The sequence below is a fragment of the Streptomyces sp. L2 genome, from assembly GCF_004124325.1.
Classification (GTDB): Bacteria; Actinomycetota; Actinomycetes; order Streptomycetales; family Streptomycetaceae; genus Streptomyces.
On sequence record NZ_QBDT01000001.1, the window covers coordinates 2,275,502 to 2,290,406 of the forward strand.

The following is a 14,905-nucleotide window of genomic DNA, read 5'->3' on the forward strand; positions in this document are numbered from 1 at the left end:
AGTCTCCCCATGGCCGAAGGACGACGAGGCGACTCAGCACGCCGACGGCAGCGAGTCGAGAACGCCATCAGAGCCGCGGTCAAGGACGGCGGAGAGATCACCGCATCCAGCATCGCCCGAACCGCCGGAGTCGACCGATCCTTCCTCTACCGCCACCGTGATCTGCTGCAACTCGTCCATACCGCGGCAACAGCGCCGTCGTCCAGCCAAGGCCCCGCCCAGGTCAGCAGGGCCTCCCTGCAAGCCGACCTGGCGAACGCCCTGGAGCGCACCGCCCGGCTCACGGCCCGCGTCCGGCAGCTGGAGAACCGGCTCTCCCAACAGCTCGGTGAAAAGGCCTGGCGCGACTCCGGCCTCGGAGCGCCCACCGACATCGACAACCTCCAGCGGCAGGTCACCACTCTGGAACAGCGCGTGGTGGACCTCCAAGGCCAACTCGAAGACCGCGCCGAGGAACTACAGGCCGCACGTGCAGCCAACCGGGAGCTGACCCGAACCCTCAACCAGAACCACCACTGACCGCTCCACTCCGAACCGTCCAGGTGGCGCCTGCCGGGATGCGATCAGCGGCAGACGGAGGTGCCATGGGCTAACAGGAGGTGGGAAGGCCATGGCCCGAGCGGTCTGGAGCGGTGCTCTCTCATTCGGGCTCGTCGCCCTGCCGGTGCAGCTGTTCACGGCGACGGAAAGCCACACGATCCGATTCAACCAGCTCCAACGCGGAACGTCGGACCGAGTGCGCAACAAGCGAGTCAACGAGCGCACCGGCGAGGAAGTCCCTATGGAGGAGATCGTCAAGGGCTTCGACATAGGGGACGAATACGTGGTCGTCGAGCCCGGCGAACTGGACGAGATCGCCCCTGGCCAGTCCAAGTCGATGGAGATCACCGGGTTCGTCGACCTGGACCAGGTCGAGCCGGTCTTCTTCGACAAGACCTACTACCTGGCGCCCAAGGGCAAGGAGTACGCCAAGGTCTACGCACTGCTCCACAGCGCTCTTGCCCAGGCGAACAAGGTCGGTATCGCCACCGTCGTCATGCGCAACCACGAGTACCTGGTCGCCGTGAAGGCAGAAGGCGATGTCCTGGCTATGCACACCATGCACTGGGCGGACGAGGTCCGCGATCCGCACCGGGAGATCGGGAGCCTCCCGGAGGAGACGCAGGTCGCCGACAAGGAGCTTCAGACGGCGGTGCAGTTGGTCGAGGCAATGAGCATCGACTGGAATCCGGAGGAGTACCACGACACCTACCAGGAGAAGGTGCTCCAGCTTGTGGAGGCCAAGCGCACCGGTCAGACGGTGGAGAAGGGCGAGTCGGCACCGCGCTCCACCAACGTCATCGACCTCATGGATGCGCTGCGTGCCAGCGTCGAGCAGGCCGAGACGACAAGGGAAGGAGGCGGGAAGGGGCCACAGAAAGCCACAAGCACCAGCCCTCCTACACCGTTGAAGACAGCGGCTGAGAGACGCGCGGGCCGTTCGGCAGGAAAAGCGGCGCAGTCCTCGAAGGTTTCGGAGCTGGAAGGAATGAGTAAAGCCGAGCTCTACCAGCGCGCCTCCGAGGCCGACATTCCCGGTCGTTCTTCGATGACCCGCGGGGAACTACTCAAAGCCCTCAGCGGCAAGAAAGGGCGGCGCACCGCACGAGCTTCCTGACGCAGGGTCTCGGGGCGGTAGCCCCGCCAGGACCAACCACGGCAGGGACGCGCTCCAGATCGTCGGAGTCGACGCCTGCAGAGACTTTCGCGTGGCTTGCGAACCCACCATCCACCACAGTTGTTGCAGTTGACATACCCAGAACAGCCGCTCCGACCTGCACCAACACCGTTCTCACCGCACCTGAACGCCTCTCACCCCCCAGAGAACCCATGTCCTCGGTGTGGACCTGGCGGAAGGCGATGGCGTGGCTCTCGGTGGCGTTCACCAGCTTGATCGGGATGCTGACGAGACCGAAGGAGATGGCGCCGTTCCAAATGGATCGCACGTTCCGACCCTTTCCTGCCGATATATACTGTTACATCACTAATTCTCTGAGATTGTCATCCTATGATGCCTATCACAGAGGTGGAGGGGCGCCGGGTCCCGCTGAGCAACCTGGAGAAGGTGCTGTATCCGGCGACCGGCTTCACCAAGGGGGAGCTGCTGCACTACTACGCGACGACCGCCCCCGTCCTGCTGCCGCACCTGCGCGACCGGGCGTTGTCGTTCCTGCGGTATCCGGACGGGCCGGACGGGCAGCTGTTCTTCGCGAAGAACGTGCCGCCGGGTACGCCCGAGTGGGTCATGACGGCTGAGGTCCCCCGGTCGGAGGGGCCGGCCCGGATGGTGGTGGTGCGGGATCTGGCGAGCCTGGTGTGGGCGGCGAACCTGGTCACCGAGTTCCACACGCACCAGTGGCTCGTGCGGTCCCCGGACGAGGCCGACCGGCTGGTCTTCGACCTCGACCCCGGGGCGCCCGCGACGATCGTGCAGTGCTGCGAGGTCGCGCTGTGGCTGCGCGAGCGGCTCGCCGCGGACGGGATCGAGGCGTACGCCAAGACGGCCGGGTCGAAGGGCCTGCATCTGCTGGCGGCGGTGCGCGGGGGCTCGTCGGAGGAGACGTCGGAGTACGCGAAGGCGCTGGCGATGGAGGCGGAGCGGGCGATGCCCCGGCTCGTGGTGCACCGGATGACGAAGAGTCTGCGGCCGGGCAAGGTGTTCGTCGACTGGAGCCAGAACGCGGCTCGCAAGACCACGGCGGCGCCGTACACCGTGCGGGCCCGGCGGACCCCGCTGGTGTCGGCGCCGGTGACCTGGGAGGAGGTCGCGGACTGCGGGGCACCGGCCCAGCTGGAGTTCGTCGCCGAGGACCTCGCGCCGCGGATCCAGGACTACGGGGACCTGCTGGCCCCGCTGCTGGACCCCAAAGGGGCGGCACGGCTGCCGTGAGCGGACCGGCTGCCGTGAGCGGACCGACCGGCGTGAGGCGAGGGCCGAGCCTGAAGCGAGGCGGGGAGAAGCGACGCGGGGAGAAGCAAGGCCGGAAGACCCTACGCCCACGTGTTCCGGTCGCGTGCCATCGCGTGCAGCGCCTCCACGTCCGCCGGTTTCAGCACGGCGCCCAGCCCGGTCAGCCCCGGCAGCTCGGTGTCCCGCAGGACGTGCAGGGAACGCGGGGGTGCCGTGACCATGAGGCCGGCGGGGCTCGCCAGCGCGAGGACCGGGCGGACCTCGGCGGTCAGGGCGTGGGAGGCGCGGTCGGCGTCGGCGCGCAGGCGGCGCAGCAGCGGCTCGGCGTCGTGGCGGCCGACGGTGACCAGCGGGTCGTCCACCCTGACCCGCTGCTTGCGGGCGTAGAGGGCGTGTACGGCGAAGAGGCCGCCGGGGCCGATCAGCAGGTGGTGGACACGGTCGCCGCCGGGGAGCGGGAGGGAGTGCAGGGTGTGCCAGCCGGCGCCCTCCATCCGGTCCAGGGCCTCGCCGACGGTCTGCTCGGCGGCCAGGGCGTGCCGGCGCGGGTCGGGGCGGAACCGGTGGGCGGGGCCGGGGTCCCGGTCAAGGGCGACGAGCAGGGCCTCGCCGGGGCGGTTGGGCGCGAGGTCGTCGTCCGGGTGGAGGGTGAGCCGCGCCATCTCCGCGGGTGTGGGGACGGGCGGCGGGCCCACGGCCACCGGCCCGGCCAGGAACGGTTTCAGGGCTTCGAGTACGGCCTCCCGGTGGTCCTCGCCGAGCAGGTTGACCCGGCCGGACTCCGGGTCGTACCAGGCGACGTTGCTTCCGTCCCGGCGGCAGACGTACAGCCGTTCGCGGCCGTGCCGCCAGGTCGGCACCACGCGTAGTGCGCTCATGCGCCATCACCCCTCGACCATGGGAACAGGCGGGGCGCTCCCTGGGCAAGAACCCGGCCAAGAACCCGGCTACCGTGGAACGCGCCCGGTGAAACGGGGCGAAACGAGGCCGCCTGGAGGCGCGGCGTACCGGCGGGCCGGCGCGCGGACCGCTCTGCTGCCGGGAAAACCGGCCGAGTAGCCTCTTCCGGAGTACCGCCTGCGGTGCGCAAAAAGGACTTCCGTACGAATAATGTGTACGGGCCGTTCTGCCCTCCCCTCAGCTCAGGAGCCCCGTGCCAGCCCGTCGCCCCGCGCGTACCGCCCTCGCCGCGGCCGCCGTCGCGTTGCTCTCGGCTACGGCTGTGGCCTGTGGGGACTCGGGGGGCCTCCAGTCTGCGGGGGCCACGCCGACCGCCGTCAGTCCGGCCAAGCTGTGGCCGGACCTGCGCCCCGCGTCCAGCCCGGCCTGGCCGTACGACGAGGCGGAGCGGGAGGTCGTCAAGGGAATCCGCGTGCCCGGGGACGACATCCGGAAGGTGGCCCCGGTGGACGTCGTACGGGCGGAGATCTCGGCGCATCCGGACGACTACGGGTCGAAGGGGGCGTACCACGCGACGGTGGACCGGGTGAAGGAGTGCGAGCCGGGCGGGGACCGGGCGCGGTGCCCGGTGCTGAAGGCGTACTACCGCGATCTGACCGGTGACGGCCGGGACGAACTGGCGCTCGGTTTCCGGCTGTACCCGACCAACCAGACGGCGGTGCGGATCTACACGGTCGAGAAGCACCGGCTGGTGCAGGTGCTGGCCGACAACGACGCGATCATCGGGGTGGAGCTGGCCGGGCGCGCGGTGATCGTGCGCTCCCCGGCGGGGATCACCGGCTACGAGTACCGCACCAGCTGGGCGTGGGACCCCGAGCAGCGGGCGATGGTGTTCTCCCGCGACGAGTTCCTGCGCACGGGCGGCGGCCGGCACACACGCAGGCCGTCGGCGTCCCCGTCACCGTCGTTGACGCCTTCGCCGTCCCTCACCCCCTCGTCGGCGGTTACGCCCTCGTCGGGTACGACCGCGTCGGCGGGCGAGTGATGGGGCTCGCGCTGCCCCGGTGGGCGGGGACGCTCGCCGTGAAGTCGGCCGCGTTCATCACGGTGATGTGCTGTGCGCTGGCCGCGCTGCTCGGTGTCCTGGTGCATGTCTCGGTGACCGACCAGACCGTGAGTCAGGCCCGTGACCAGGCGCTGAGCCGGCTGGCGGATGCCACGGACGCCTATCAGGCGGGGGACGCCCTGCGACCGGGCGCCGGGGTGGACCCGCCGGGGCTGCCCGCGCCGCTGCGGAGGCTGGCGGTGTCCGGGAAGCGCGCCACGATGGTCTCCTCGCAGGACGGGCGCCCCACGATGTGGGCGGCCGGGCCGGCCGACGGGCACCGGGCGCTCGCCGTGCGGGTCGACTACGGGCAGCAGTCCCGCACGATCGAGGGGCTGGACACGTCGATCCTTTGGTCCTCCGTGCTGGCCATCGGGGTGACGGTGCTGGTCGGGTTGTTCGCGGTGACCCGGGTGACGAGGAGGCTGCACGGCACGGCGCGGGTGGCCCGGCGGATCAGCGCGGGGGACCTGGACGCCCGGGTGAACGACCCGCGGACCCGGGACCCTTCGCGGCCGCAGGACGAGGTGGCCTCGGTGGCGGCGGCGCTGGACGGCATGGCGGCGTCGCTGCAGGGCAAGCTGCTGAGCGAGCAGCGGTTCACGGCGGACGTGGCGCATGAGCTGCGTACGCCGCTGACGGGGCTGCACGCGGCGGCCGAGCTGCTGCCTCCCGGCCGGCCTACGGAGCTGGTCCGGGACCGGGTGGCGGCGCTGCGCACGCTCACCGAGGACCTGCTGGAGATCTCCCGGCTGGACACCGGCCGTGAGACGCCGGCGGTGGACACCGAGGAGCTGGGTGCGCTGGCGGCGCGGGTGGTGCGGGCGTCGGGGACCGACACCGACGTGCGGGTGGTGCGGGACGCCCGGGTGGAGACCGACCGGCGGCGGCTGGAGCGGGTGCTGGGGAATCTGGTGGCCAACGCGCACAAGCACGGGCGGGGGCCGGTGGTGGTCACGGTGGAGGGGCCACGGGTGACGGTGCGGGACCACGGGGAGGGGTATCCGGAGTACCTGGTGGTGCATGGTCCCCAGCGCTTCCGGACGGAGGGGGGTGCCCGTGGGCACGGGCTGGGCCTGACGATCGCGGTGGGGCAGGCGGAGGTGCTGGGGGCGAGGCTCTGCTTCTCGAATGCGGCCGACGGAGGCGCGGTGGCCTCCCTGACCCTCCCCACCCCTCCGCCGCAGACCGTCCGTACCTGATGCCCCTGAGGGGCCGTACCCGCCGCCGTCAGCCGCGGGCCCGTCGTGGCTCTTCGCGCAGTTCCCCGCGCCCCTAGGGGGTGACACGCGCCGTCGTCAGGCGCAGGCCCGTCGTGGTTACTCGCGCAGTTCCCCGCGCCCCTTTGGGGCGCCCCAGCGGGCCGGTGTCGCATCCACATGCCCGACAGCCGAACAACGACCGAACACCCCCAAGGGGCCCGAGGAAGCACGACCACCCCCCAAAGGGGCGCGAGGAACTGCGCGACCAGCCCCGGACGGGCCGCACCCGACACACGACCGCAACCACCCCGGAAGGGGCGCGGCGAACTGCGCGATCAGGTTCGGGCGGGCCGCGGCCGACACACGACCGCGGCACCCCGAGGGGCCCGGGGAAGGTGGCCGTACTCGCGCGTCACCCGTTGGCCCACTGTGAGGGGCGTGTCGGCCGGGCTCCTCCTAATGTGGCGGTCAGTCAGACCGAGTCCGCCCCCGGGAGGCCCCATGTCCCTGCGTTTCGCCGTCACGGCTGCCGGCGACGACCGGCACCCTCGGCTGCACCAGGGCATCCTCACCGCCAGGAACGGCATGCAGCTGCGGGACCGGCCGGGCCGGGGCAGCCGGCGGATCCGGTTCGGGCGGCAGGGCGAGACCGTGTCGATCTTCCGCAGGACCCGCGGCCCGAGCGTCCGCGGCAACCCCCGCTGGTACCTGCCGGCCGACGGCACCCGGGCCTGGGGCGCTGCCCGCTACATCGACAACGTCGCCCCCGCGCCACGCTGGTGCTGATCAGCACGGCACACAACACGACCTATTTGGGTAGGTTCCGGACATGACGAAGGCCGGAACCACCCTCACGGCGACCCAGGCCCCGCCCCCCGTCGTACGGCTCCCCCGCCGCCGCGGCATCGAACTCGCCCTGATCGTGCTGGCCGTCGTGCTGTCGGTGTACGGCTACTGTGCCGTCGGCCTCGCCCGCACCGGCACCGTCCCGCCCGGCGCGGTCGGCTACGGCGCCGGACTCGGCGTCCTCGCCCTGTGCGCGCACATCGCCGTCCGCATCCGCGCGCCGTACGCCGACCCCCTGCCGCTGCCCATCGGCGTGCTGCTCAACGGGCTGGGCCTGGTGCTGATCTACCGGCTCGACCTGGAGACCCCGCACGACCAGGCGGCCCCCACCCAACTGGTGTGGTCCACCCTCGGGGTGGGCCTGTTCATCGCCGTCGTCCTCGTGCTCCGCGACCACCGGGTCCTCCAGCGCTACTCGTACGTCTGTGTGGTCGCCGCCCTCGCGCTACTGGTCCTGCCGATCCTGTTCCCGGCGGTCAACGGCGCCCGCATCTGGATCCGGATCGCCGGATTCTCCATCCAGCCGGGCGAGTTCGCGAAGGTGCTGCTCGCCGTGTTCTTCGCCGCCTATCTGGCCGCCAACCGCAACGCGCTGGCGTACACCGGCCGCCGGGTGTGGCGGATGCAGTTGCCGACCGGTCGCGTACTGGGCCCGATCGTGGCGATCTGGCTGCTCAGCGTCGGCGTCCTGGTGCTTGAGCGCGACCTCGGCACCTCCCTGCTCTTCTTCGGCCTGTTCGTCGTCCTGCTGTACGTCGCGACGGGCCGGACCGGCTGGATCGCGGTCGGCCTGCTGCTCGCCACGCTCGGCGCGGTCGCCGTCGGCCACCTGGAGCCGCACGTGCACGGCCGGATCGAGGACTGGCTGCACCCCTTCGCCACGATCGACGCCGGTCAGGGCCCCAACCAGGTCGCGCAGTCGCTGTTCGCGTTCGCCGCGGGCGGCATCCTCGGGACCGGCCTGGGACTGGGCCACTCCGTCCTGATCGGGTTCGCCACCAAGTCCGACTTCATCCTGGCCACGGCGGGCGAGGAGCTGGGGCTGGCCGGCCTCTCGGCGATCTTCCTGCTGTACGCCCTGCTCGTGGAGCGCGGCTACCGGGCCGGCCTCGCCCTGCGCGAACCGTTCGGCCGGCTGCTCGCCGTCGGCCTCGCCTCGATCGTCGCGCTCCAGGTGTTCGTGATCGCGGGCGGCGTGACCGGGCTGATCCCGCTGACGGGCATGGCGATGCCGTTCCTCGCCCAGGGCGGTTCCTCGGTCGTCACCAACTGGGCGATCGTGGCGCTGCTGATCCGCGTGAGCGACTCGGCCCGCAGCCAGTACGACGGGCAGGTGGCACCGTGATCACGCTCGCCAGGCACCGGACGACCACGACCTACCGAACAGGTGGCCGATGAGCACGTACATCAAGCGCGCGTCCGCGTTCTGCGTCCTGCTGCTGGTGGCGCTGCTGGTCAACGCCGCCCGCGTACAGGTGGTGCGGGCCGGCGACTACGACCGCAACCCGGCCAACCGGCGTGCCACGATCGCCCGTTACAGCCAGCCGCGCGGCGACATCGTCGTGGACGGCCGGGCGGTCACCGGCTCCGTCGACACCGGTGAGCAACTGCGCTACGAACGGAGGTACCTCGACGGCCCGTTGTACGCGCCGGTCACCGGCTTCGCCTCCCAGCTGTACGGCACCACCCTGCTGGAGCACACCTCGGACGGGATCCTCTCCGGCACCGACTCGATCCTCTCGCCGCTCCCCCTGTGGAACGACGTGACGCGCGCGCAGAACCCCGGCGGCGACGTCGTCACGACCCTGAACGCGGACGCGCAGGAGGCCGCGTTCCGGGGCCTGGACGGGCGCAAGGGCGCGGTGGCGGCGATCGAGCCGGCCACGGGCCGGGTGCTGGCGCTGGTGTCGAGTCCGTCGTACGACCCCTCGGAGCTGTCCGGCAACGGCGAGGCGGTGACGTCGGCGTGGGCGCGGCTCGGGCACGACCCGGAGAAGCCGATGCTGGACCGCGCCGTACGGCAGACCTATCCGCCGGGGTCGACGTTCAAGGTGGTCACCGCGGCGGCGGCGCTGGACTCGGGGGTGATCACCGACCTGGACGAGCCGACCGACTCCCCCGACCCCTACCGGCTGCCCGGCACCACCACGCGGCTCACCAACGAGACCGACGGCTGCGCCGACGCCTCGCTGCGCACGGCGTTCGAGTGGTCCTGCAACACGGTGTTCGCCAAGCTGGGCGTGGACGTCGGAGTGCGGGACATGGCGGCCACGGCGCGGGCGTTCGGCTTCAACGACGACCGGCTGCGCGTCCCGTTCTCGGTGGCCCGCTCCACGTTCGACACGCACGTGGACGACGCCCAGCTCGCACTGTCGTCGATCGGGCAGTACAACACGCGGGCGACCCCGCTGCAGATGGCGATGGTCGCGGCGGCCGTCGCCAACGGGGGCCGGCTGCGGCTGCCGTACCTGGTGGAGCGCAGCACCCGGCAGGGCGGGGAGACCGTCGCGGGCAGCGGGGTGCGCCCGGCCCGGCAGGTGATGCGCCCGTCGACGGCCGTGAAGCTGAAGGAGCTGATGACCGGCGTGGTCGACGAGGGCACCGGCACGAACGCGGCGATCCCCGGCGCGCTGGTCGGCGGGAAGACGGGGACCGCGCAGCACGGGGTCGACAACTCCGGTGTCCCCTACGCCTGGTTCGTCTCCTGGGCGCGGGCCGACGACGCGATGGAGCCGCAGGTGGCGGTCGCGGTGGTGGTCGAGGACGCGTCGGCGAACCGGCGCGACATCAGCGGCGGCGGGGTGGCGGCGCCGATCGCGAAGGCGGTGATGGAGGCGGTCCTCGGATCGTCGTGAGGTGAGGGGCGCACCGGGGCGCGGCGCGGCCGGCGTACGGCCCGCGGGGCGTACGCCGGCCGGGATCAGTTGGCCGGCTTGATCATCTCGGAGCGGACGGTGAGGGTGTCGCGGGCGGCGGCCGCGATGTCCACGTCGGACGCGTCCTTGTGCTCCACGTCGATCTCGCCGACCACCGCGGCGGTGTTGCCGTCCGCCCATGCGCAGATCGGGTAGGTGACGGTCACGAGGGACTCCTGCTGGGAGACCACTTCGCAGGTGATGGTGGTCTGCGCGCCGGGCGGGGTGGCATCCTTCTCGGGCTGCACGAGCGTCACGCCGTCGGCGTCGGCGGCGCCCTTGAGCATGCCGTGCCGGACGTCGGCCTCGTGCTTGAACCGGCCGTACATGCTCGACACCACGAGCAGACCCTTGGACGGGTCGCCCCCGCGGTCGTAGCGGGCGCCCAGGGCGTGGATGTCCTCGGCGTCCCAGGCGCTGTTGGCCTCGTCCTCGATCTTGCCGGTCTGGCTCGCCGGCATCTTCTCGGCGAACTTGTACTGCCCGTCCACCAGGGTGCCGGGCAGTGTGAGCTTGTTCTCCGCCTTCGGCAGGCTCTTCTCGATCTGCCAGCCGAGCACGCCGAGCGCCACCAGCCCGCCGACGATCAGGACGACGACCCCGCCGACGATGCCGAGGACGAGACCGACCCGGCTCTTCTTCGGCGGCGGCCCCATGGGCGGCATCCCCCACGCCGGGTACGGCTGCTGGGGCGGGTACGGCTGCTGCGGGGGGTACGGCTGAGCGCCGTACGGCGGCTGGGGCTGGGGGCCGGGCGGCGGACCGTACGGGTCGGGGCCCTGCGGGGGCTGCTGGCCGTACGGGTTCTGGGGCTGCTGCGGCGGCGGAGGCATGGACACGCCAGCACGCTACTGCACGCGGGTGACAGCGCCGTACGGCAGCACCCGCGCCCCGCGTCGGCGCCCGGCTTCATAGACGAACAGTCAACAAGTGGCGCGCAGAGGATTGACGAGCTTGCTGACAGGCAGTCTCATAAGAGGCGGACGACATACCCCCGGGCAACGAGGTGAGCAATCCATGACGACCGTGACGGAAGCGGACGCTCTCGACGGGCTGCGCGACGCGCTCGGCCTGCTCAAGGACCGGGAACAGGTTGCCGAACGGCTGCTCGTCTCTTCCGCCAAGCACTCCTTCGACCCGGACAAGGAGCTGGACTGGGACGCCCCCTTCGAGGAGGGCAAGTGGTTCTGGCCGCCGGAGCTGGTGTCGCTGTACGGCACCCCGATGTGGAAGCGGATGAGCGAGGAGCAGCGGATCCTGCTCTCCCAGCACGAGGCCGCGGCGCTGGCGTCCCTCGGCATCTGGTTCGAGCTGATCCTGATGCAGCTGCTCGTCCGGCACATCTACGACAAGGCGGCGACGAGCGCGCACGTGCGGTACGCGCTGACCGAGATCGAGGACGAGTGCCGGCACTCGAAGATGTTCGCGCGGGTGATCTCGCGGGGCGGGACGCCCTGGTACCCGGTGAGCCGGGCCCACCAGAACCTGGGGCGCCTGTTCAAGACGATCTCCACGACCCCCGGGTCCTTCACCGCCACGCTCCTCGGTGAGGAGGTGCTGGACTGGATGCAGCGACTGACGTTCCCGGACGAGCGGGTGCAGCCGCTGATCCGGGGCGTCACGCGGATCCATGTCGTCGAGGAGGCGCGGCACGTGCGGTACGCCCGCGAGGAGCTGCGCCGGCAGATGCTGACGGCGCCGAAGTGGTCCCAGGAGTTCACGCGGGTCACGTCCGGGGAGTTCGCGCGGGTGTTCTCGGTCGCGTTCGTGAATCCCGACGTGTACGCGAACGTGGGGCTGGACAAGCGGGAGGCTATGGCCCAGGTGAAGGCGAGCGGGCACCGCCAGGAGGTCATGCAGACCGGCGCGAAGCGGCTGACGGACTTCCTGGACGACATCGGCGTCCTCCGAGGCGTCGGCCGCCGCCTCTGGAAGTCCTCGGGCCTGCTGGCGTAGGCGGGACGCCCCGGGGGTGGGCCCGCTCCCCGGCGCTTGCCGGGTGCCGCTGCGCCCACCCGTGCCGCCCTGGGGCTCCCCCCAGGCCCTTAAGGCACTGGGGGAGGCACGCATGCCCGCAGCTACGAAAGCCCCGCAAGGGGCGCGGGGCTGTGTCGATATGCGGCTCCGCCGCGTGGGCGCGACCAGCCACCACGCGCCCGCAGCCAAAGACGGCGCACGCGGGGCACCGCCCCGTCAGGGGCGCGGGGAACCGCGCGACCAGCCACAGCGCGCCGGCAGCCGGAGACGGCGCAGACCGGGCAGCGCCCCAAAGAGGCGCGGGGAACCGCGCGACAAGCCACCGCGCGCCCGCAGCCAAAGACGGCGCAGACCGGGCAGCACCCCAAAGAGGCGCGGGGAACCGCGCGACAAGCCACCGCGCGCCCGCAGCCAAAGACGGCGCAGACCGGGCAGCACCCCAAAGGGGCGCGGGGAACTGCGCGAGCGGCCACAACGGGGCCGGGGTCGGCGGGCGGCCGGAGCCGGGCGGCGCGCTGCCGCCGGGGCCGGGGCGGCGCGCTGCGGGCGGAGGTCGACCGGGCGCCCCCGGCGACTACGCTGACGTGCATGACCCCGGCCGCCACCCCCGCCTACCGAAGGCTCAGCGTGGAGGAGCGCCGTACCCAGCTCCTCGACGCCGCCCTCTCCCTCTTCGCGCACCGCGCCCCCGAGGAGGTCTCCCTCGATGACGTGGCGGAGGCGGCCGGAGTCTCCCGCCCCCTGGTGTACCGCTACTTCCCCGGCGGCAAGCAGCAGCTGTACGAGGCCGCGCTCGGATCCGCCGCCGAAGAACTCCAGCACTGCTTCGCCGAACCCCGCCAGGGCCCCCTCCTCCCCCGCCTGTCCCGCGCCCTCGACCGCTACCTGGCCTTCGTCGACCAGCACGACACCGGCTTCAGCGCCCTCCTCCAGGGCGGCAGCGTGGTGGAAACGTCCCGGACCACCGCCACCGTGGACGGCGTACGCCGCTCCGCCGCCGAGCACATCCACAACCACCTCGGCGTCTCCGACCCCGGCCCGCGTCTGCGCATGACCGTCCGGGTGTGGATCACGGCCGTCGAGGCGGCCTCCCTCATCTGGCTCGACGAGGACAAGCAGCCCCCGGCCGACGAGCTGCGCGACTGGCTGGTCGACGAGTTCGTCGCGATGCTCACGGTGACCGCCGCCCGCGACCCGGAGACCGCCGAGCTGGTCGGCGCGCTCGCCGAGGATGTCTGAGACTGGTGCCGTCAACTACCCGGCCCTGAGGGACCGGGCTTGCAGGCAGAGTGAGACGGAAAGCTGATGCCCCACCATGAAACCCTGCGTCCGGAACGCCTACGGCGTTCTGGGGCGGTTGACTGCGCCCCGCTGCCACGCGGCGTCGGCCCGGTGGGCGATGTTGCGGGAGCCGTTGTAGTCCGCGTGCAGGACGATCCCGCAGGACCGGCAGGCGAACCGTGCTTGATCCACTCGGTTGGTCCGGTGGGTGTGCCAGCACTCGGAGCACTGGCGGGAGGTGTCGCGCGGGTCCACATGGACCACGGCAACACCGGCCCGCTTCGCTTTGTACTCGACAAAGGCGTCGAGCTGGGCGAAGGCCCAGGAGTGCAGTCGTGCCCGCTGGTCTTTCCTGGCCGTAACCCTCTGCCGGATACCGGTCAGGTCTTCCAGACCGATACCCCGCGAGGTGCGTTCAGCGGTAGCGACGAGCTTCTTGGCGATGATGTGGTTCCGCTGGGTGGCGTACCGGGCTTCCTTGCGCCGCTGGCGCTTGAGGACACGGGCCGCGCTCTTGGTGCGCTTCTTCTGCAGCTTGCCGCGCAGGTCGCGCTTGCGCTGCCGGTAGCGGTTGATCTGACGGCTGGACATGATCTGGCCGTCCGAGGTGGTGGCGATGTTGACGATCCCCAGATCCACGCCGAGAAAGCCGTCAGGCTTGATCACGGTAGGTTCGGGTATGTCGATGGTGGCGATGACGAAGAACATGCCGTCCCACATCACCAGGTCGGATTCGCCCTTACGCGAGGCGAGCAGGTTCATGGCCTGATCGGAGCAGACGAACGGGATGCCCTTCAGTCGTCCGGCCACCGTCCAGATGGACACGGTCCGGGTATCCCGGTTGGTCAGCATCCGGTCATCAAAGGGCTGTGCCGACTCCTCGCGGAACCGGATCGGCTTCGACTCCGCCTTGGCGCGGCGCTTGGAGCCTTCCGCGCCGTAGTTCCCGGCCCGCAGGTTCGCCTTGAACGTGGCGTAGGCATCGCACACCTTCTTGACCGTGCGTACGGCCGCCTGCGCCCCGAAATCAAAGTCAGCCTTGATTCGGTGGTACACGGCCTCTTGCAGCACGTTCCGGCGCTTGAAGTCCTTGGCGAAGGCCACTTCCGAGGCCGCGTTCGCGGCCCGGTTACAGGCACGCAGGGTCGCTGCCAGTGCGTCCGCGTCATGCGAGGACGCAGGCAACGATTTCACCTGCGCAGTTATCTTCACGCAAATGACGCTGGTAGACCGCTGGGAAGCCAGTCAACTCGGGGCTACCCGAGGGAAGTCCGGGGGCAACGGCGATCCGCCGTGACGGCGAATCGCCGCTCCTTGCCCTGCTCCGCAGGAGCTTCGATTCCTCCCCGCCCTAGAGAACGGGGCATCCCAGAAGGAGACAGGTGAAGAGCCAGGACACTCCCTTCGAGGGCGGCCCCATGGACGGCCGGGTGCTCCCGGTCCTGCTGGGCCCCACCGGGCACCCCCCGAAGACGTACCGCATCCCCGTCCCCGACGCGGCCGGCGGCCCGCCCACCGTGCTCGTCTACCACCGTGTGCCCAGGGGCCACAGCAAGCGGCTGGGCCTGGTCCAGGGCTGGAAGTACCTCTACGACCCCGACGACAAGTACGGCGGAAGGCTCAGGTGGCCCTGGTCCAGGCCGGAGCCCCGGCCCTCGGGGCCGGCGCCACACACCACGCCGTCCGGCAAGCCGGACGACACCGACGGGTGACACGATTACGCCGGACC

Annotated in this window: 14 protein-coding genes and 1 pseudogene; 11 read left to right on the forward strand and 4 right to left on the reverse strand. The window is 71.3% G+C overall.

The window, feature by feature from the left end:
• Positions 1-9 precede the first annotated feature (9 nt).
• Entirely contained in the window at positions 10-519 is a 510-nt protein-coding gene (locus DBP14_RS09525; protein ID WP_129306587.1) for a DUF6262 family protein, read from the forward strand.
• Positions 520-610: 91 nt separating this feature from the next.
• Positions 611-1,657: a Ku protein gene (locus DBP14_RS09530; RefSeq protein ID WP_129306588.1), complete on the forward strand. Its 1,047-nt coding sequence runs from the start codon at positions 611-613 to the stop codon at positions 1,655-1,657.
• Between the two features lie 202 nt (positions 1,658-1,859).
• Here DBP14_RS09530 and DBP14_RS36745 read toward each other — a convergent pair.
• A pseudogene (locus tag DBP14_RS36745) lies at positions 1,860-1,985 on the reverse strand (Ku protein); the annotation flags it as partial.
• Positions 1,986-2,047: 62 nt separating this feature from the next.
• Here DBP14_RS36745 and ligD point away from each other — a divergent pair.
• Positions 2,048-2,929: a non-homologous end-joining DNA ligase gene (gene ligD, locus DBP14_RS09540; RefSeq protein WP_129306589.1), complete on the forward strand. Its 882-nt coding sequence runs from the start codon at positions 2,048-2,050 to the stop codon at positions 2,927-2,929.
• A gap of 101 nt (positions 2,930-3,030) precedes the next feature.
• Here the strand turns inward: ligD and DBP14_RS09545 are convergent, their stop codons facing one another.
• A complete protein-coding gene (locus tag DBP14_RS09545) occupies positions 3,031-3,828 on the reverse strand; it encodes a nuclease-related domain-containing protein (RefSeq protein ID WP_129306590.1) in 798 nt (265 codons plus the stop codon).
• Between the two features lie 275 nt (positions 3,829-4,103).
• Here DBP14_RS09545 and DBP14_RS09550 point away from each other — a divergent pair, with 275 nt between their 5' ends.
• From DBP14_RS09550 to DBP14_RS09570, 5 genes are all read left to right on the forward strand, one after another.
• Positions 4,104-4,895, forward strand: coding sequence for a hypothetical protein (locus DBP14_RS09550; protein ID WP_206739239.1), 792 nt, complete (start codon positions 4,104-4,106; stop codon positions 4,893-4,895).
• The gene (locus tag DBP14_RS09555) at positions 4,895-6,157 is read left to right on the forward strand and encodes a HAMP domain-containing sensor histidine kinase (protein WP_129306592.1); all 1,263 of its coding nucleotides are present in this window, start codon (positions 4,895-4,897) and stop codon (positions 6,155-6,157) included. Before DBP14_RS09550 ends, DBP14_RS09555 begins: the two co-directional genes overlap by 1 nt.
• 501 nt (positions 6,158-6,658) lie before the next feature.
• Positions 6,659-6,943, forward strand: coding sequence for an SH3 domain-containing protein (locus DBP14_RS09560; RefSeq protein ID WP_129306593.1), 285 nt, complete (start codon positions 6,659-6,661; stop codon positions 6,941-6,943).
• A 43-nt stretch (positions 6,944-6,986) separates the two neighbouring features.
• Positions 6,987-8,348 (forward strand): FtsW/RodA/SpoVE family cell cycle protein, encoded by a 1,362-nt coding sequence (locus tag DBP14_RS09565; protein WP_129306594.1) that lies wholly within the window; start codon positions 6,987-6,989, stop codon positions 8,346-8,348.
• 49 nt (positions 8,349-8,397) lie between these two features.
• Entirely contained in the window at positions 8,398-9,858 is a 1,461-nt protein-coding gene (locus DBP14_RS09570; RefSeq protein WP_129306595.1) for a penicillin-binding transpeptidase domain-containing protein, read from the forward strand.
• Between the two features lie 65 nt (positions 9,859-9,923).
• Here the strand turns inward: DBP14_RS09570 and DBP14_RS09575 are convergent, their stop codons facing one another.
• Entirely contained in the window at positions 9,924-10,751 is an 828-nt protein-coding gene (locus DBP14_RS09575; RefSeq protein ID WP_241741202.1) for a hypothetical protein, read from the reverse strand.
• Between the two features lie 184 nt (positions 10,752-10,935).
• On the opposite strand from DBP14_RS09575, the gene DBP14_RS09580 reads away from it, so the two are divergent.
• Positions 10,936-11,874, forward strand: coding sequence for a diiron oxygenase (locus tag DBP14_RS09580; protein WP_129306597.1), 939 nt, complete (start codon positions 10,936-10,938; stop codon positions 11,872-11,874).
• A 609-nt stretch (positions 11,875-12,483) separates the two neighbouring features.
• Positions 12,484-13,134 carry a TetR/AcrR family transcriptional regulator gene (locus DBP14_RS09585; protein ID WP_129306598.1) on the forward strand — a complete coding sequence of 217 codons (651 nt, stop codon included), beginning with the start codon at positions 12,484-12,486 and terminating at the stop codon, positions 13,132-13,134.
• A gap of 99 nt (positions 13,135-13,233) precedes the next feature.
• Here DBP14_RS09585 and DBP14_RS09590 read toward each other — a convergent pair whose 3' ends face one another.
• Entirely contained in the window at positions 13,234-14,388 is a 1,155-nt protein-coding gene (locus DBP14_RS09590; RefSeq protein ID WP_164992286.1) for an RNA-guided endonuclease TnpB family protein, read from the reverse strand.
• Between the two features lie 170 nt (positions 14,389-14,558).
• On the opposite strand from DBP14_RS09590, the gene DBP14_RS09595 reads away from it, so the two are divergent.
• Positions 14,559-14,888 (forward strand): hypothetical protein, encoded by a 330-nt coding sequence (locus DBP14_RS09595; protein ID WP_129306599.1) that lies wholly within the window; start codon positions 14,559-14,561, stop codon positions 14,886-14,888.
• Positions 14,889-14,905: the final 17 nt, after the last annotated feature.

What these genes read in the sequence shown, in the direction of transcription:
- DBP14_RS09525 (WP_129306587.1), top strand. Translation starts at nt 10, where the DNA reads ATGGCCGAAGGACGACGAGGCGACTCAGCACGCCGACGGCAGCGAGTC.
- DBP14_RS09530 (WP_129306588.1), top strand. Translation starts at nt 611, where the DNA reads ATGGCCCGAGCGGTCTGGAGCGGTGCTCTCTCATTCGGGCTCGTCGCC.
- ligD (WP_129306589.1), top strand. Translation starts at nt 2,048, where the DNA reads ATGATGCCTATCACAGAGGTGGAGGGGCGCCGGGTCCCGCTGAGCAAC.
- DBP14_RS09545 (WP_129306590.1), bottom strand. Translation starts at nt 3,828, where the DNA reads ATGAGCGCACTACGCGTGGTGCCGACCTGGCGGCACGGCCGCGAACGG.
- DBP14_RS09555 (WP_129306592.1), top strand. Translation starts at nt 4,895, where the DNA reads ATGGGGCTCGCGCTGCCCCGGTGGGCGGGGACGCTCGCCGTGAAGTCG.
- DBP14_RS09560 (WP_129306593.1), top strand. Translation starts at nt 6,659, where the DNA reads ATGTCCCTGCGTTTCGCCGTCACGGCTGCCGGCGACGACCGGCACCCT.
- DBP14_RS09565 (WP_129306594.1), top strand. Translation starts at nt 6,987, where the DNA reads ATGACGAAGGCCGGAACCACCCTCACGGCGACCCAGGCCCCGCCCCCC.
- DBP14_RS09570 (WP_129306595.1), top strand. Translation starts at nt 8,398, where the DNA reads ATGAGCACGTACATCAAGCGCGCGTCCGCGTTCTGCGTCCTGCTGCTG.
- DBP14_RS09575 (WP_241741202.1), bottom strand. Translation starts at nt 10,751, where the DNA reads ATGCCTCCGCCGCCGCAGCAGCCCCAGAACCCGTACGGCCAGCAGCCC.
- DBP14_RS09580 (WP_129306597.1), top strand. Translation starts at nt 10,936, where the DNA reads ATGACGACCGTGACGGAAGCGGACGCTCTCGACGGGCTGCGCGACGCG.
- DBP14_RS09585 (WP_129306598.1), top strand. Translation starts at nt 12,484, where the DNA reads ATGACCCCGGCCGCCACCCCCGCCTACCGAAGGCTCAGCGTGGAGGAG.